This window comes from Actinomycetospora corticicola, from assembly GCF_013409505.1.
GTDB classification, from domain to species: domain Bacteria; phylum Actinomycetota; class Actinomycetes; order Mycobacteriales; family Pseudonocardiaceae; genus Actinomycetospora; species Actinomycetospora corticicola.
Genome location: NZ_JACCBN010000001.1, coordinates 4,036,765 through 4,052,286, shown reverse-complemented (window position 1 = coordinate 4,052,286; position 15,522 = coordinate 4,036,765). Strand labels below are relative to the sequence as shown.

Here is a 15,522-nt window from a genome sequence, read left to right as displayed (position 1 = left end):
TCTATGTGAACGATGACGGAAGCTACCGACGGGTGGCAAGAGCCCGACGCCCGATCGGACGTGCGCCGACGGTCAGCCCTGGCCGGGCGGGTCCTCGCGGTCGCGTCGGACCTGCTCGTCGAGGCTGCGCAGGAACTCCGGGTCGTCGTCCGGGGCCACGGGCCGGGTCCGACGGGCACGGGACGCGCCGGGCGACCGGGTGGGGCCCGTGGGGGTCTCCTCGTCGGCGGCACCGTTCCCGGTGGCGAGCGCCTGCGCGGACACGGCCTTCCAGAGCAGGACGCCGACCGCCACCAGCACCATCACCGCGACGACGAACAGCACCACGTCCGCACCTCCTCGACGGGCCCGACATCTCCAGGCCCCGTCGTCCTCACGCTACCTGCCACAGGTGATGTCCGGGCGTGGAGCGGAACAGGTCCGCCAGGTGGACCACCGGTGACGACGAACGGGGCACGCCGGACACGACGAGGGCCCGGGGGCACGGTGTGGTGTCCGTGCGCCCGGGCCCTCGTCCGGCAGAGAGTTCGATCAGCCGTGCGCCTCGCTGGTGAGGCCGTCCAGGAGGGTGCGGACCTCCGACTCGCGGAAGCGGCGGTGTCCGCCCGGCGTCCGGATGGAGCCGATGCGGCCGGCCGCGGCCCAGCGCGTCACCGTCTTCGGGTCGACACGGAACATGGTGGCGACCTCGCCGGGGGTCATCAGACGCTCGGTCGCCTCGGGTGCGATGGTCATGCTGCACCTCCTCGGGCCGCGCGGGCCCGATATCCCAGGGTTCTGTCGCCCGGTGCGGCCAGGTGACCGCGGGGCGGAGCAGACGAACTGGAGCGATCGTGACATCGCACCCCCCACGTACTCGAACGCTAGTGCGGAGGTAAAAGGTTCACAAAGGCAGGAATCGGACGATCGGGTCGCAGTGTCCACCGCCCCCGCGCGCCTACCCTGGACCCCGTGGAGACAGGGGAACAGGGCCCGGAGACCGTGGCCACGCCGGCGTCCGGAACCGGGCGCAGCGGCTCGGCCGCGCTCGCGATCGGGCTGTACGTCGGTGCCCGGCTGGTGCTCGTCGCGGTGCTCGCCGGGGTGCTCGTCCTCGTGGGTCTGCCGGTGCTGGTGGCCCTCATCATCGCGATCGTCCTCGCGCTGCCGCTCTCGCTGGTGCTGTTCCGGCCGCTGCGCGCGCGGGTCAACGCCGAGCTCGGTGCTGTCACCGCCACCCGTCGTGAGCAGCGCGAACGTCTCCGCGCCGAGCTGCGGGGCGACGACCCGGCCGCGTAGGGCCACCCCCGGCCCGCTCCTGCGGGGGCCGCCGGGCAACGGGCGTTGCGGGATCGCACGCCGCCGCCGGGCCCGACCCGCCGTCAGGAGACGAGCGCGAGTCCGATCGCCGTGCCGACCGCCCACACCAGCAGCGCGAGGCCGGTGTCGCGGAGCACCGGGATGAGCGCGGGTCCGCGGGCGCCACCGAGCACCCGGCGCAGCGCCGGCACCAGGAGCACGAGCGAGACCAGACCGAGCAGCGCCCACGGTGCGCGGAGGCTCAGGACGAGGCTCATGCCCAGCGGGACCACCACGAGAGCGGCGTACATCACACGCGTGTCCCGCTCGCCGAGCAGGACGGCCAAGGTCCTTTTACCCGCGACGGTGTCGGACGGGACGTCGCGGAGGTTGTTCGCGACGAGGACGGCGCACGACAGCAGCCCCACCCCGACGGCCGTCCCGATGCCGAGCCCGCTGGCCCGCCCGGACTGTGTGTACTCCGTGCCGAGCACCGCCACCGGGCCGAAGAAGAGGAAGACCGCGATCTCGCCCAGCCCGCGGTAGCCGTAGGGCGAGGAGCCGCCGGTGTAGTACCAGGCCCCGGCGAGGCAGACGAGGCCGACGACGAGCAGCCACCAGGCGCCGCTGACGGCGAGCAGCGCGACGCCGGCCAGCGCGCCGATCCCGAGCGAGACGAACGCGGCCCGCCGCACGGCCCCGGGGGAGGCGGCCCGCGAGCCGACGAGGCGCATCGGGCCCACCCGGTCGTCGTCCGTGCCGCGGATGCCGTCGGAGTAGTCGTTGGCGAAGTTGACGCCGATCACCATGCCCATCGCCACGAGCAGCGCGAGCACGGCCGCGAGGGGGTGGAATCCGTCCCCGCTCGCCGCGGCCCCGCTGCCGGCGACGACGGGAGCGATCGCGTTCGGCAGGGTGCGGGGCCGGGCGCCCTCGATCCATTCCGCCACGGTGGCCATGGCGCGACTGTAGTCAGGCCGGCAGGGAAGTCGATCTCAGCAGGCGGGGGCCGGCGTCCCCGTCGTCAGGAAGGCGGCGGGCACGTAGCGGTCGGCCGCGATGCGCAGCCACTCCGCGCTCGCGCCCCGGCTGCCGGAGACCGCGTCGCCCGTCGTCCGGCACTGGACGTCGACCACCGCGCCGTGGCCCACCACGCCCTCGTCGACCGCGCCCGCGGTCGGCGCCGACCGCACCGTGATCGGGGCCGCGGGGCTGTCCGCCGTCGCGAGGTGCACGTCGGCGGGGGCCTCGCCGGAGCGCCCGGTCCAGAGGTAGTCGACGGTCACCCACCCGTTGTCCTGCATCCCGAGCGCGTGGAACACCCCGTCGCCGAGGTCGATGCCGGCCGGGTTCTTCACCTGTCGCCCGAAGCCGTCCGCCCCGCCGTGGTACCGGTCGGTGTAGGCGGCCTGCGCCTGCGGGGTGCCCTGCGCCAGGTCGCCCCAGTTCTGCCGGGGCGGGGCGGCGTTCCAGTAGTCGTCGTCGGTGTTCCACGGGCCCACGTCCCACACCGGCACGGTCGCGCAGCGACCCGCCGCGGTGCAGACCCGCACGGTGTAGTCGCCCTTGCCGTCGACGTCGAGCGCCCGGCGCGAGGGCAGCGCGACGAACTGGTCGTCCTCGGCGATGACGTGGCCGTTCGCGGTGGTGCCGCCGACGAGGCCCTCCCGGGTGGCGAACACCCGGTAGGAGGCGCGCGGGGACAGCGCCCGCGATCCGGCGGCCACCCGGTCCGCGCGCACGGTGACGGCGCGGACCGTGGGCGTCGAGCCGCCGGGCGGCGCGGCCAGGGTGAGCCGCAGCGCCACCGTCCGCGTCGGAGCGGGCAGGACGGCGGGATCCCCCGGCTCCGCCGGGGTCCACTCGCTCCACCGGCCGGCCTCGTCCCGGCCGCGCACGTCGACGTCCACCGCGGTGCCCGCCGGGGCGTCCGCCGTCACCGGCACCACGAACCGGTCCACCGGCCGCGCGAAGGTGTGCGTCCCGAGATCGAGGAAGCCCTGCCGGGAGGCGCCGCGCAGGCTGCCGGGCCGCTGCGCCGCCCGCGGGGACGCGAGCCGGGCGGAGCCGTCGGCCACCTGCACGCCCACCGCGTCGCCGGCGAGTTCCGGACGCCAGGTCTGCGCGTCGACCCCGGGCGAGGTCACCCCGGGGGTGGGCGGCGGGGCCCCGATCGCCGCGATCGCCCCGGCGAGCAGCAGGACCCCGCTCGTCAGCAGGGCGGGCAGGAGGAGCCGCCGCCGTCGGGGGACCGGCCGCCGCGGGGTCGGACCGTCGTCCGCGGACCGGGGGGAGCGCATGTCCCGCAGTGCACCCCGCGGCGGGTGGCCGCCCCGGGCAGGACGCGCCCGGCTCCACCCCCTCGGGCGTCATCCGCCCGGGGCGCGGGCCACGCTGCGAACCGGACGCGCCCGTCGTCCGGGGCCCGGACGGGCACGGACGGGGCGGATGTGGGTGTCCTGCGCCGCGTCCGTCGCGCTCGCACGGCCGGGAGCGCGCGCCCTGGATACCCTCGCCGGTCGTGACCCCGTCGACGATGCAGGCCCGCGTCGTCGTCGACGAGTGGGTCCGGGGCGGGGTCCGCGAGGTCGTGGCGTGCCCGGGCTCACGCAACGCCCCGCTGCTGCTCGCCCTCCACGCCGCGGACGCCGCCGGGCGCGTGCGCCTGCACGTCCGGATCGACGAGCGCTCGGCGGGCTTCCTCGCGGTCGGCCTCGCCGCACGCTCCCGCCGCCCCGTGCCCGTCGTCGTGACGTCGGGGACGGCCGTCGCGAACCTCCACCCCGCGGTGCTCGAGGCCTCCCACGCGGGAATTCCGCTCGTGGTGGCGAGCGCCGACCGGCCGCTCGAGCTCGTCGGGACCGGCGCGAACCAGACGATCGACCAGGCCGGGCTGTTCGGCGGCGCGGTCCGCGCGGCCGTCGTCCTGCCCCTCGCCGAGGAGCGACCGCGGGCGGCGGCCGGGTGGCGGGCCGCGGTGTGCCGGGTGCTCGACCGGGCGCGCGGCACCACCACCGCGGACCCCGGCCCGGTCCAGCTCGACCTGCCCCTGCGGGAACCCCTGGTCGACGACGGGCCGGAGGACGACCTCCCGGACTGGGCCCGGGGCCGGGCGGACGGCGCCCCGTGGACCGCTGTCGCCGCCCGGGTGCCGCAGGTGGCACCGCTGGACCTCTCCGCGGCCGTCCCGACGATCGTCGTGGCCGGGCACGGCGCCGAGGCCCCGGACGGCCTGCCCGACGGCGTCCCGGTGATCGCGGAACCGACCTCGCCGCTGTGGGGCCGCTCGCTCCGGGCAGGGACGCAGCTGCTGGAGTCGGCCCTCGACGGCACGCGCCCGGACCTGCTGCCCGCCCGCGCCGTCGTCGTGGGGCGGCCGACGCTGCACCGGCCGGTGTCGCGGCTGCTGTCCGACCCGCGGGTCGAGGTGGTCGTGGTCCCGTCGGCCGGGGAGACGGGGGCCCGCCCGGGCTGGACCGACGTCGCCTCCTCGGCGTCCCGGGTCGGCGCGCTGCCACCGCCCGCGGACTGGGGCGTCGACGTCGCCTGGGGCGAGACCGTCCGCGCGGCGGACGCGCGGGTGGCTCGGGTGACCGGTCCCGACGCCGGGTCCGCGGCCGGTCTCGCGGCCGCGGTCGTGCGCACCCTGCCGGCCGGCGCGCTGTTCGTGGTCGGCTCGTCGAGCCCCGTCCGCGACGTCGCGCTCGCCGCCGTCCCGCGGGCGGACCTGACGCTGCTCTCCGCCCGCGGGGTGTCGGGGATCGACGGTGCCGTGTCCTTCGCCACCGGCGCCGCGCTCGCCGACGGTCGTCCCGCCTACGCGCTGCTCGGGGACCTGACCTTCCTGCACGACTCCGGGGGCCTGCTCGTCGGTCCCGACGAACCCCGCCCGGAGCTCACGATCGTCGTCGCGAACGACGACGGCGGCAGCGTGTTCGCCACGCTCGAGCAGGGCGCCCCGGCGCACGCCGCCGCGTTCGAGCGCGTGTTCGGCACGCCGCACGGCACGGATCTGCAGGCGTTGTGCCGGGCGCACGGCGTCGCCCACCGCACGGTGTGCGCCGGCGACGACGCCGCGCTGGCCGAGGCACTCGCGCCCGGCGGACGGCCCGGCGTCCGGGTCGTCGAGGTCGCCGTCGAGCGCTCGACGCGGCGGGCCGACGCCGACCGCCGTCGGGACGCGGCCCGCGCCGCGATCGGCGAACCGGACATTCCGGGTGACGTCGCCCTCGGCTGACGACCGGGTCGGACGGGCGTCGGTCGGTAGGCTGGTTCCCGACGACGGGTGACGACGCGGTGGAGCTGGGGGTCGATAGGTGCTGGTCCTGCTGGCGGTGCAGGCCGTGGCCGCGCTCGTCGCCCCCCTCGTCGTCCGGGCGCTCGGGCGCACCGCCTTCGTCGGGCTGGCCCTCGTCCCCGCCGCCGCGTTCGCCTGGATCCTCACGCAGCTGCCGGCGGTGCTCGCAGGGCGTCCGGTCGTGGAGGGCTTCACCTGGATCCCGGCCCTCGGCGTCGACGTGGCCGTGCGGCTCGACCCGCTCTCGGCGCTGCTCTCCCTGCTCGTCACCGGGGTCGGCGCCCTGGTCGTCCTCTACTGCGCCCGCTACTTCACGCCCTCGTCGGGCGGGCTGCCCCGCTTCGCCGGGGTGCTGCTCGCCTTCGCCGCCGCGATGCTGGCACTGGTCTGGGCCGACGACGTCGTCGTGCTCTACGTCTGCTGGGAACTGACGACGATCTTCTCGTTCCTGCTCGTGGGACACGACGCCCACAAGCGGGCGAGCCGCGCGGCGGCGATGCAGGCGCTGACGGTCACCGCGGCCGGCGGCCTGACCATGCTCGTCGGGCTGGTGATCCTCGCCGAGGCCGCGGGCACCTACCGGCTCTCCGCGATCGTGGCGGCGGGCCCGTCGCTGGGCGGCGCGGCGGTGACGGCGGGCGTGGTGTGCGTGCTCGTCGGCGCCCTGTCGAAGTCGGCGCTCGTCCCCTTCCACTTCTGGCTCCCGTCGGCGATGGCCGCGCCCACGCCGGTCAGCGCCTTCCTGCACGCCGCGGCGATGGTCAAGGCCGGCGTCTACCTCGTGCTGCGCCTCGCCCCGGGCTTCGCGGCCGACCCCGGCTGGCGGCCCGTCATCGCGATCGCGGCGGGCGTCACGATGCTGCTGGGCGGGATCGTCGCCGCCCGCCAGACCGATCTCAAGCTGCTGCTCGCGCACGGCACGGTGTCCCAGCTCGGGTTCATCCTCCTGCTCGCCGGGGCCGGCACCCGCGACGCCGCGCTCGCCGCCGTCGCGCTCGTCCTGGCCCACGCGCTGTTCAAGTCCGCGCTGTTCCTCACCGTCGGCGTCATCGACCGGTGCGCCGGCACCCGGGACCTCCGCGAGCTCTCCGGCCTCGCCCGCCGCGCGCCGGTCCTCGCGGTGGTCGGCACGCTCGCCGCGGCGTCCATGGCGGGCATGCCACCGCTGTTCGGCTTCGTGACGAAGGAGGGCGCGTTCGAGGCGTTCCTCCACCGGGCCTACGGGTCGTGGGCGTCCGTCGTGCTCGCGCTGGTGGTCCTCGGCTCGGTGCTCACCGTCGCCTACAGCTCCCGCTTCGTCCTCGGGGCCTTCACCGGCGTGTTCACCACGACCGCCGCCCGCACCGAGTGGATCCGGCCCGGCGCGCTGTTCCTGGCCGCGCCCGCCGTCCTGGGCCTCGCCTCGCTCGTCGCGGGCTTCGTGCTCGGCGGCTTCACCCCGCTGCTCACCGCGTACGCCGACGGCCTCGCCGCCAGCTATCCCACGCCCCTGGAGCTCAAGCTCTGGCCCGGCCTCACGCTCGCGTTCGGGCTCTCGGTGCTCGCGATCGTGCTCGGCATGGTGCTCGCGGTCCCCCGGATCGCGGACCGGCTCGCGACGTTCCGTCCGCTCGACGCGATCCGCTCCGAGGTCACCTGGCGCGCCCTGGTCCACGCGCTGGAGAAGGTCGCCCTGCGGGTCACGGTGCGGACCCAGCGCGGATCGCTGCCGGTGGTGCTCTGCACGATCCTCGGGGTGCTGCTCCTCGGCCCGGGGCTCGTCCTCGTGCTCTCCGGGGCCCTCGGCGACATCCGCGTCGACCGCGTCGCCGACTCGCCCGGGCAGGTGGTGATGGCCGTCCTGGCGGTGGTGTCGACCGTCGCCGCGGCGCGCGCCCGCCGCCGCATCGCCGCCGTCCTGCTCGTGGGCGGACTCGGCTACGGCGTCGCGGTCATCTTCGCGCTCGCGGGGGCGCCCGACGTCGCGCTCACCCAGGCCCTCGTCGAGACGATGACCCTGGTGGTGGTCGTCCTCGTGCTGCGGCGATTGCCGGCCGACATCACCGAGCACCACAGCGGGCGCCGCCGGCTGGCGCGGCTCGCCGTCGCGCTGCCCGTCGGTGTCCTGGTCGCCCTGCTCGGTGCCACCGCGCTCGGGGCGCGGACCCAGCCCGCCGTGTCGCTCGCGTTCCCGTCGCAGGCCTACGCCTTCGGCGAGGGCCAGAACGTCGTCAACGTGACCCTGGTCGACATCCGCGCCTGGGACACGATCGGCGAGCTCTCGGTGCTGCTCGCCGCCGCCACCGGCGTGGCGAGCCTCGTCTTCCTCAACCGCCGCACCGGTCTGCCGCCCGGCGGGTCGCGGCGCCGCCGACGCCGGACGACGGTCGACCCCGCCCCGGGCGGCGGTTTCGGCTGGCTGCGCGGACCCACGCTCGAGCGGCTCGCCCGGCGGTCCCGCCCCGGACCGGAGCCCACCGAGCGCAGCCTGCTGCTCGAGGTGGTCACCCGGCTCGTCTTCCCGACGATCATGGTGCTCTCGATCTACTTCCTCTTCGCCGGGCACAACGCGCCCGGCGGCGGCTTCGCGGGCGGCCTGCTCGCGGGACTGGCCCTGGTGGTGCGCTACGTGGCGGGCGGCCGCTACGAGCTGGGGGAGGCGGCCCCGGTCGAAGCAGGCACCCTGCTCGGGGCCGGACTGCTCCTGGCCGGCCTGAGCGGCGTCGGCGGGCTCGTCCTCGGCGGCGAGGTGCTGCAGACCGCCGTCCTCGAGGTCACCCTCCCGGTGCTCGGCACCGTCAAGTTCGTGACGTCGCTGGTGTTCGACATCGGCGTCTACCTGATCGTCGTCGGGCTCGTGCTCGACATCCTGCGCAGCCTCGGCGCCGAGCTCGACCGTCGCACCGACCCCAGCGCCGCGGTGGTCGCCCCGGAACGGACGGAGGTCGGTTCGTGAGCATGTCCCTCGTGATGCTGGTGCTCATCGCGCTGCTCTACAGCGCGGGGATCTACCTGCTGCTCGACCGCAGCCTCACCCGCGTGCTGCTCGGCGTGCTGGTCCTCGGCAACGCGACCAACCTGCTGGTGATCTCGTCGGGCGGCCCGTTCGGCACCCCGGCGTTCGTGGGGCGCAGCCCCGAGGCCGGGATGAGCGACGCCCTGGTGCAGGCCCTCGTGCTCACCGCCATCGTCATCACCCTGGGGGTGGCCGCCTTCCTGCTCTCGATCATCCACCGGACCTGGACGCTCGACCGCGAGGACGACCTCGCCGTGGACGCCGAGGACCGCTCGGTCCGCCGTCGCCTCGAGCGCGACGAGCAGATCGACGAGGACGAGTTCGACACGACCGGGTGCGAGTCGACCTCGGACACCGACGACGAGCGCGCCGCGCGGGCCGAGCAGGCGGCGCCCGCCGCGGCGACGGGGGGCGGGACGTGAACCCGGCACCCACCGTCATCGAGAGCCTGATGCCGCTGCCGGTGCTGCTGCCGCTGCTCGGCGCCGGGCTCGCCCTCGTCCTCGCGGGCCGCCCCAACCTGCAGCGCGCGGTGTCGGTCTCGGTGCTCGTCGCGGTCGTCGCGATCTCCGCCGTGCTGGTGGCCGGAGCGGCGGAGCGGCCCCGGGTGGTCACGGTCGGCTCCTGGCCCGCCCCGCTCGGCATCACCCTGGTCGCCGACCAGCTCTCGACGATCATGCTGCTGACGTCGATGACGGTGACGCTGCTGGTCTTCCTCTACGCCATCGGCCAGGGCACTGCGAACGACGACTCCCGCACCCCGGTGTCGATCTTCCATCCGACCTACCTGGTCCTCGCGGCCGGCGTCGCCAACGCGTTCCTCTCCGGCGACCTGTTCAACCTGTACGTCGGCTTCGAGGTCCTCCTCATGGCCAGCTACGTGCTGCTGACCCTCGGCGGCACGCGCTCGCGCATCCGGGCGGGCCTGACCTACGTCGTGGTCAACGTGGTCTCCTCGCTGGTCTTCCTGGCCGGGATCGCCCTGGTCTACGCGGCGGTGGGCACGCTGAACCTCGCGCAGATCTCGGTGCGGATGGAGGGCGTCCCGGCGGGCACGCAGCTCACCATCCACCTGGTGCTGCTCACCGCGTTCGGCATCAAGGCCGCCGTGTTCCCGCTGTCGGCGTGGCTGCCCGACTCCTATCCGACGGCGGCGGCGCCGGTCACCGCGGTGTTCGCGGGCCTGCTCACCAAGGTCGGCGTCTACTCGATCATCCGCACCGAGACGCTGCTCTTCCCCGGCGACTCGATCGCCGACGACATCCTGCTGGTGGCGGCGCTCGCGACGATGGTCATCGGGGCGCTCGGGGCCATCGCGCAGGACGACATCAAACGGGTCCTGTCGTTCACCCTGGTCAGCCACATCGGCTACATGATCTTCGGGGTGGCGTTGACGACCCCCGCGGGCGTCGGCGCGGCGATCTTCTACGTCGTCCACCACATCACGGTGCAGGCGACCCTGTTCTGCGTCGCGGGACTGATCGAGCGGCTCGGCGGCTCGACCTCTACCACCCGGCTGGCCGGGCTCGCCGCCGCCAGTCCGTTGCTCGCCGTCCTGTACTTCGTGCCGGCGATCAACCTCGGCGGCATCCCGCCGCTGTCCGGCTTCGTCGGCAAGCTCGGCCTGATCGAGGCGGGTGTGCAGGACGGCTCGGTCCTCGCGTGGCTGCTCGTGGTGGGCTCGGTGCTCACCAGCCTCCTCACGCTGTACGCGATGGCGAAGGTGTGGGTGCTGGCGTTCTGGCGCCCGGTCGAGCAGCTGCCGGCCGAGCACCCCGACGACGCCGACGGGGACGACGACGACGCGTTCGAGCCCGCCGACGACGGCGACGACCCCGAGGACCACCTGGACCCCGAGGACGAACCGGTCGACCCCGAGACCCTGCGCGACGGGATGGACGAGCGGTTCCCGGTGCTGATCGGGGCGGGCCGCGCGGGCGAGGCGTACGCGGGCTCGTCCCGGCCGTCGACCTCCTACTCCGGGGCCTTCCTCGGTGCGGGCGTCTCCGACCGCGAGGACCGGCAGGAGTCGGTGCGCCTGCCGCGGGTGATGACCGCCGCGACGGCGGGGCTGGTCGCGGTCGGCGTATCGCTGACGGTCTTCGCGGGTCCGCTGTACGCCCTGACCGACCGCGCCGCCGCCGATCTCACCGCCCGCACGCCGTACGTCTCCGCGGTGTTCGCCCAGGCCACCGACGACCGGGTCGCCCGGTGAGGGCGCGGTTCGGCCGGCCGGGGCCGCGGCTGTTCCGCCTGGTGTGGCTCACGCTGGTCTGGATCCTGCTGTGGGGCACGTTCTCCTGGGCCAACCTGCTCGGCGGCCTCGCGGTGGCCCTGTTCGTGGTGCTGGTGTTCCCGCTGCCCGGGGTCGCCTCCGACGGCCGGCTGCGACCGCTCGGTCTCGCCCGGGTCGTCCTGCGGGTCGCCGCGGACCTCGTGGTGTCGAGCCTGCAGGTGGCGTGGCAGTCGGTCCGCCCGGGGCCGCCGATCCGCAGCTCGGTCATCGAGGTGGTCTTCGAGGAGCGGTCCGAGGCGTTGATGGCGGCCCTCGTGGAGGCGCTGTCGCTGGTGCCGGGCAGTGTCGTCGTGGACGCCGACGCCGAGCGCGGGGTCCTGTGGGCCCACGTCCTCGGTGCCGACAGCGACTCCGAGGTCGAGGCGTTCCGCGCCCGGGTCCACGTCCTGGAGAAGAACCTGCTCGCCACCGGCATCACGGCCGTCCGCGGCGACCGCGCCCGGGAGCCCGACGAGGAGGGCGTGGCATGACGCTGCTGACCATCGGGCTCGGCCTCGTGGGGGTGGCCCTGCTCGTGGCCGCGGTCCGGTTCGTCCTGGGCCCGTCCGCGCTCGACCGCATGGTCTCCCTGGACGCCATCGTCGCGATCATCATGAGCGGCCTGATGATCCACGCCGCGACGACCGGGGACTCGACCGTGCTCCCGGCGGTGGTGGCGGTGAGCCTCGTCGGTTTCCTCGGCTCCTCGACGGTCGCCCGCTTCCTGGGCCGCGGCCGCACCTCGACGTCCCGCACCTCGCCGCCCCGCACCTCGCCGCCCCGTACGGAGACCCGGGACGACACCCCGAGCGGGACGGAGGAGCGGCGATGAGCGACGGCGGAGTGCTCGACGTGATCGGCGGCGTCCTCATCGTCCTGGGCACGCTGCTCGTGCTGGCGGCGGCGATCGGGCTGGTCCGCCTGCCCGACGTGCTGTCCCGCATGCACGCCGCGACCAAGCCCCAGACCACCGGCCTGCTCCTGGTGGCGATCGGCACCGCCCTGCACCTGCGGGAGGCGGCCGACGTCTGGATGCTCGTGCTCATCGGTGCGTTCGCGCTCATCACGGCCCCGGTGACCGCCCACCTGGTGGGACGCCTGGCGTACCGGACGGGCGGCGTGCGACACGACCTGCTGCACCGGGACGACCTGGACCCCGACGCGACCGACCGCTGAGGGCCCGCCCGCCCGGTCGTCGGCCGGAGTTCCGCCGGCGTTCACGGCGACCCCACGCGCGGTCGCCGCTCGCCCCGTCCGGTCCCCCGGACGGCGCACCGGACCGGCTCCGGCGCGCACGTCCCGCACGGTCGTCTCTACCGTGGACGGGGTGAGCGACGGACGCGTGGCGGTGGGCGAACGGGTCCGCGCGCTGCTCGCCTCCGTGCGGTCCGCCTGGCGGATCGCCGGCACCGTGCTCGCCCCGGTCGGGCGGCGGGCCCCCGAGATCGTGGTCGGCATCGGGGTCGTCCTGAGCGTGCTGGCCGTGCTGGTGCTGGTCGGGGCCGCGCGGAACGACGCCGCCATCTCGGCCGACGAGGGCACCGCGGTCGCCGAGGTGCTCGACGGCGGGGACCTCGGGCACACCTTCATCCGCTTCACCGCCTCCGACGGTGCGGTGCTCACCCCCGACACCGGCGTGCTCTACCCGCGCGGTCTCGAGCCCGGGAACTACGTCGTCGTGCAGTACGACCGCTCGAAGCCCGAGCTCGTCCGCGTCGCGGACCGGAACTGGACGGCGGGTCTCGGCCCGGTCGCACTGGGCGTCGTCGGGCTGTGGGTCGTGCTCGGCCCCACCACGTGGGCCCTCGCCCGGCGGCGCCGGAACGGACGCTCCGAGGACGCCGGGGTCGTGCGGCCCGACGACGACGTGACGCCCGATCGCGAGCCGGTCGGCGCCGTACGATGATCTCCTGATGTCCACTCGCGCCGGACTCGACCGGGACCCGTCCGCCGTCGCCCGCATGTTCGACGGCGTGGCGGCGCGCTACGACGTCACCAACACCGTGCTCTCCTTCGGGCGCGACCGCGCCTGGCGGAAGGCGACGCGCGAGGCGCTCACGATCGGCCCGGGCGACGTCGTGCTCGACATCGCCGCCGGGACGGGCGTCTCCACGGTGGAGCTGGCCCGCACGGGCGCCACGTGCCTCGCCGCCGACTTCTCGCTCGGGATGCTGCAGGCGGGCCGGGGCAAGCATGCGGGCGTGGTGCCCTACCTCGCCGCCGACGCGATGGCGCTGCCGCTGCCGGACGCGTCGGTCGACGCCGTGGTGATGTCGTTCGGCCTGCGCAACGTCGTCGAGCCGGACGCAGCCCTGGCCGAGTTCGCCCGGGTGACGAAGCCGGGCGGCACGCTGGCGATCTGCGAGTTCTCCACCCCGACGTGGGCGCCGTTCCGCCGCGTCTACACCGACTACCTGATGCGGGCCCTGCCCCGGGTGGCCCGCGCGGTGAGCTCGAACCCCGACGCGTACGTCTACCTCGCCGAGTCGATCCGCGCCTGGCCCGACCAGCCCGCGCTCGCCCGCCGCATCACCGCCGCCGGATGGCACGCGGTCAGCTGGCGTGACCTCACCGGCGGGATCGTCGCGCTCCACACCGCCGTCCGCTGACCCTGCCGGGACGCCGCCGGCCCGGGCGATCGCGCCCGGTTCCCGTCCGGATGGAATCGAAACCCCCTCCCAGCGGGCGTGTCGCAGGCAACATGCCTAGACTCGTCCCCGCCCGGAGCTAGTGAACGATTTCACAAGGGGTGTCCCACGGTGTCCGCTCACCACCACGAGCGCACCCGGCGTCGCGTCGGGGGTGACGACTGCGCGGCCGACGTCATCGTGGTCGGCGCCGGCCCGGCCGGATCCACCGCCGCGACGCACCTCGCCCGGGCCGGACTCGACGTGCTCGTCCTGGAGAAGGCCGAGTTCCCGCGCGAGAAGGTGTGCGGCGACGGCCTGACGCCGCGGGCGGTCAAGCAGCTGATCGACCTCGGGGTCGACACCCGCCCGGAGGCGGGCTGGCTGCACAACAGGGGGCTGCGGGTCTACGGCGCCGGGATGTCGGTCGACCTGGACTGGCCCGACCTCACGAGCTTCCCGCCCTACGGCATGGTCCGCCCCCGCCGCGACTTCGACCAGCTGCTCGCCGACCACGCCCGCGCCGCGGGCGCGCGCGTGCAGGAACGGACCTCGGTCGCCGGCGCCCTGACCGACGAGCGCACGGGCCGCGTCGTCGGGGTGGAGGCCCGCCGCGGCCCGGAGCGGGAGCCGGTCACCTACCGCGCGCCGTTGGTGATCGCGTGCGACGGCGTCGGGGCGCGCACGGCGCTCTCCCGCGGCATCGACCGGCGCGACGACCGCCCGCTGGGCGTGGCCGTCCGGCGGTACTACACGAGCCCGAAGAGCACCGACGACTACCTCGAGACCCACCTCGAGCTCACCGACGGCCGGGGCGGTCTGCTGCCCGGCTACGGCTGGGTGTTCGGGATGGGCGACGGGACGGCGAACGTCGGGCTCGGCATCCTCGACCGGACGAACGCCGTGGCCGGCGCGAACTACCGGGCCACCCTGCGCACCTGGTGCGACTCGCTGCCGGAGGAGTGGGGCCTGCGCGAGGAGAACGCGGTCAACGAGATCGGCGGCGCGGCGCTGCCGATGGGCTTCAACCGCACCCCGGTCTACCGCGACGGCCTGCTGCTCGTCGGCGACGCCGGGGGCATGGTCAACTCGTTCAACGGCGAGGGCATCGCCTACGCCATGCAGTCGGCGGCGCTCGCCGCGGAGGCCGTCGTCCAGGCCCTCGCCCGGCCCGAGGGGCCGTCCCGCGAGCGGGCCCTGGCGGGCTACCCGGAGGCCGTCCGCGCCGAGCTCGCCAGCTACTACCGGCTGGGCAACCGCTTCGCCCACGCGCTGCGCCACCCCTGGCTGGTGCAGGCCACGGCCCGCCACGGGCTCCCCCGACGCCGGGTGATGGCGTTCCTGCTCAAGCTGCTCGCGAACCTGCACGACCGGCGCGACGGCGACGCGTCCGACCGGCTGCTCGAGGTGCTGCTCCGGCTCACCCCGGCGCTGCCCGAGGCCGTGCCGTCAGCGCCGTCGAGGCCGTCCCGACGGCCCGGACCGACCCGACCCGCCGTCGGGAAGGGGACCGCCGCATGAGACCGGACTAAGGACACCCTCACCCCTCTGTGGTCCGCCGTCCCTCCGTAGGGTCGGACTCTGTCCGCCGGGGGTGACGCCGGACACCGGACCGACGGTGTCGCCGACCACGCACTAGGCCACGAAGAGCTGGAGGTTCCCCCGGATGCCGGGCAGCACGGGACTCACCGCGTACATCCCCCTCATCGTCATGTTCGTGCTCGCCGCCGGGTTCGCCGTGTTCTCCGTGACCTCGGCGCCCTTCATCGGCCCACGTCGCTACAACCGCGCCAAGCTCGACAGCTACGAGTGCGGGATCGAGCCCTCGCCGCAGCCCGTGGTGGGCGGTGGCCGCGTGCCGGTCGCCTACTACCTGACGGCGATGATGTTCATCCTCTTCGACGTCGAGCTGGTGTTCCTGTACCCGTACGTCCTCAACATCGACGCGCTCGGACTGTTCGGCCTCGCCGCCGTGCTCGTGTTCCTCGTGCCGATCCTCATCGCGTACGCCTACGAGTGGCGTCGCGGCGGGCTGGACTGGAGCTAGGAG

Annotated in this window: 16 protein-coding genes; 12 read left to right on the top strand and 4 right to left on the bottom strand. The window is 75.1% G+C overall.

Annotated features, from left to right (window positions below):
- Positions 1 to 72 precede the first annotated feature (72 nt).
- Both BJ983_RS19700 and BJ983_RS19695 read right to left on the bottom strand, forming a co-directional pair.
- Entirely contained in the window at positions 73 to 327 is a 255-nt protein-coding gene (locus BJ983_RS19700) for a hypothetical protein (RefSeq protein WP_343054260.1), read from the bottom strand.
- A 204-nt stretch (positions 328 to 531) separates the two neighbouring features.
- Complete coding sequence (locus tag BJ983_RS19695; RefSeq protein WP_179795371.1) at positions 532 to 735, bottom strand: BldC family transcriptional regulator; 204 nt, start codon at positions 733 to 735, stop codon at positions 532 to 534.
- A gap of 216 nt (positions 736 to 951) precedes the next feature.
- Here BJ983_RS19695 and BJ983_RS19690 point away from each other — a divergent pair, with 216 nt between their 5' ends.
- Entirely contained in the window at positions 952 to 1,278 is a 327-nt protein-coding gene (locus BJ983_RS19690; protein ID WP_343054259.1) for a DUF4229 domain-containing protein, read from the top strand.
- Between the two features lie 83 nt (positions 1,279 to 1,361).
- Here BJ983_RS19690 and BJ983_RS19685 read toward each other — a convergent pair whose 3' ends face one another.
- The gene (locus BJ983_RS19685) at positions 1,362 to 2,237 is read right to left on the bottom strand and encodes a 1,4-dihydroxy-2-naphthoate polyprenyltransferase (RefSeq protein ID WP_179795370.1); all 876 of its coding nucleotides are present in this window, start codon (positions 2,235 to 2,237) and stop codon (positions 1,362 to 1,364) included.
- Positions 2,238 to 2,273: 36 nt separating this feature from the next.
- Complete coding sequence (locus BJ983_RS19680; RefSeq protein ID WP_179795369.1) at positions 2,274 to 3,578, bottom strand: hypothetical protein; 1,305 nt, start codon at positions 3,576 to 3,578, stop codon at positions 2,274 to 2,276.
- Positions 3,579 to 3,799: 221 nt separating this feature from the next.
- On the opposite strand from BJ983_RS19680, the gene menD reads away from it, so the two are divergent.
- The 11 genes from menD (at position 3,800) to BJ983_RS19625 (ending at position 15,519) form a co-directional block, all read left to right on the top strand.
- Positions 3,800 to 5,515: a 2-succinyl-5-enolpyruvyl-6-hydroxy-3-cyclohexene-1-carboxylic-acid synthase gene (gene menD / locus BJ983_RS19675; protein WP_179795368.1), complete on the top strand. Its 1,716-nt coding sequence runs from the start codon at positions 3,800 to 3,802 to the stop codon at positions 5,513 to 5,515.
- Positions 5,516 to 5,594: 79 nt separating this feature from the next.
- On the top strand, positions 5,595 to 8,510 hold the full coding sequence (locus tag BJ983_RS19670) for a Na+/H+ antiporter subunit A (protein ID WP_179795367.1): 2,916 nt from the start codon (positions 5,595 to 5,597) through the stop codon (positions 8,508 to 8,510).
- Positions 8,511 to 8,512: 2 nt separating this feature from the next.
- A complete protein-coding gene (locus tag BJ983_RS19665; protein WP_218891339.1) occupies positions 8,513 to 8,992 on the top strand; it encodes a Na(+)/H(+) antiporter subunit C in 480 nt (159 codons plus the stop codon).
- A complete protein-coding gene (locus tag BJ983_RS19660) occupies positions 8,989 to 10,785 on the top strand; it encodes a Na+/H+ antiporter subunit D (RefSeq protein WP_343054258.1) in 1,797 nt (598 codons plus the stop codon). Before BJ983_RS19665 ends, BJ983_RS19660 begins: the two co-directional genes overlap by 4 nt.
- Positions 10,782 to 11,336 carry a Na+/H+ antiporter subunit E gene (locus tag BJ983_RS19655; RefSeq protein WP_179795365.1) on the top strand — a complete coding sequence of 185 codons (555 nt, stop codon included), beginning with the start codon at positions 10,782 to 10,784 and terminating at the stop codon, positions 11,334 to 11,336. Before BJ983_RS19660 ends, BJ983_RS19655 begins: the two co-directional genes overlap by 4 nt.
- Positions 11,333 to 11,677, top strand: coding sequence for an MrpF/PhaF family protein (locus BJ983_RS19650; protein WP_179795364.1), 345 nt, complete (start codon positions 11,333 to 11,335; stop codon positions 11,675 to 11,677). The genes BJ983_RS19655 and BJ983_RS19650 overlap by 4 nt, the downstream gene beginning before the upstream one ends.
- Positions 11,674 to 12,021: a monovalent cation/H(+) antiporter subunit G gene (mnhG, locus tag BJ983_RS19645; RefSeq protein WP_179795363.1), complete on the top strand. Its 348-nt coding sequence runs from the start codon at positions 11,674 to 11,676 to the stop codon at positions 12,019 to 12,021. Before BJ983_RS19650 ends, mnhG begins: the two co-directional genes overlap by 4 nt.
- Before the next feature lie 151 nt (positions 12,022 to 12,172).
- Entirely contained in the window at positions 12,173 to 12,751 is a 579-nt protein-coding gene (locus tag BJ983_RS19640) for a DUF3592 domain-containing protein (protein WP_179795362.1), read from the top strand.
- A gap of 7 nt (positions 12,752 to 12,758) precedes the next feature.
- Positions 12,759 to 13,454 (top strand): demethylmenaquinone methyltransferase, encoded by a 696-nt coding sequence (locus BJ983_RS19635; RefSeq protein WP_179795361.1) that lies wholly within the window; start codon positions 12,759 to 12,761, stop codon positions 13,452 to 13,454.
- Positions 13,455 to 13,604: 150 nt separating this feature from the next.
- Positions 13,605 to 14,993 carry a geranylgeranyl reductase family protein gene (locus tag BJ983_RS19630; RefSeq protein ID WP_179795360.1) on the top strand — a complete coding sequence of 463 codons (1,389 nt, stop codon included), beginning with the start codon at positions 13,605 to 13,607 and terminating at the stop codon, positions 14,991 to 14,993.
- 145 nt (positions 14,994 to 15,138) lie between these two features.
- On the top strand, positions 15,139 to 15,519 hold the full coding sequence (locus BJ983_RS19625) for an NADH-quinone oxidoreductase subunit A (protein WP_179795359.1): 381 nt from the start codon (positions 15,139 to 15,141) through the stop codon (positions 15,517 to 15,519).
- Positions 15,520 to 15,522: the final 3 nt, after the last annotated feature.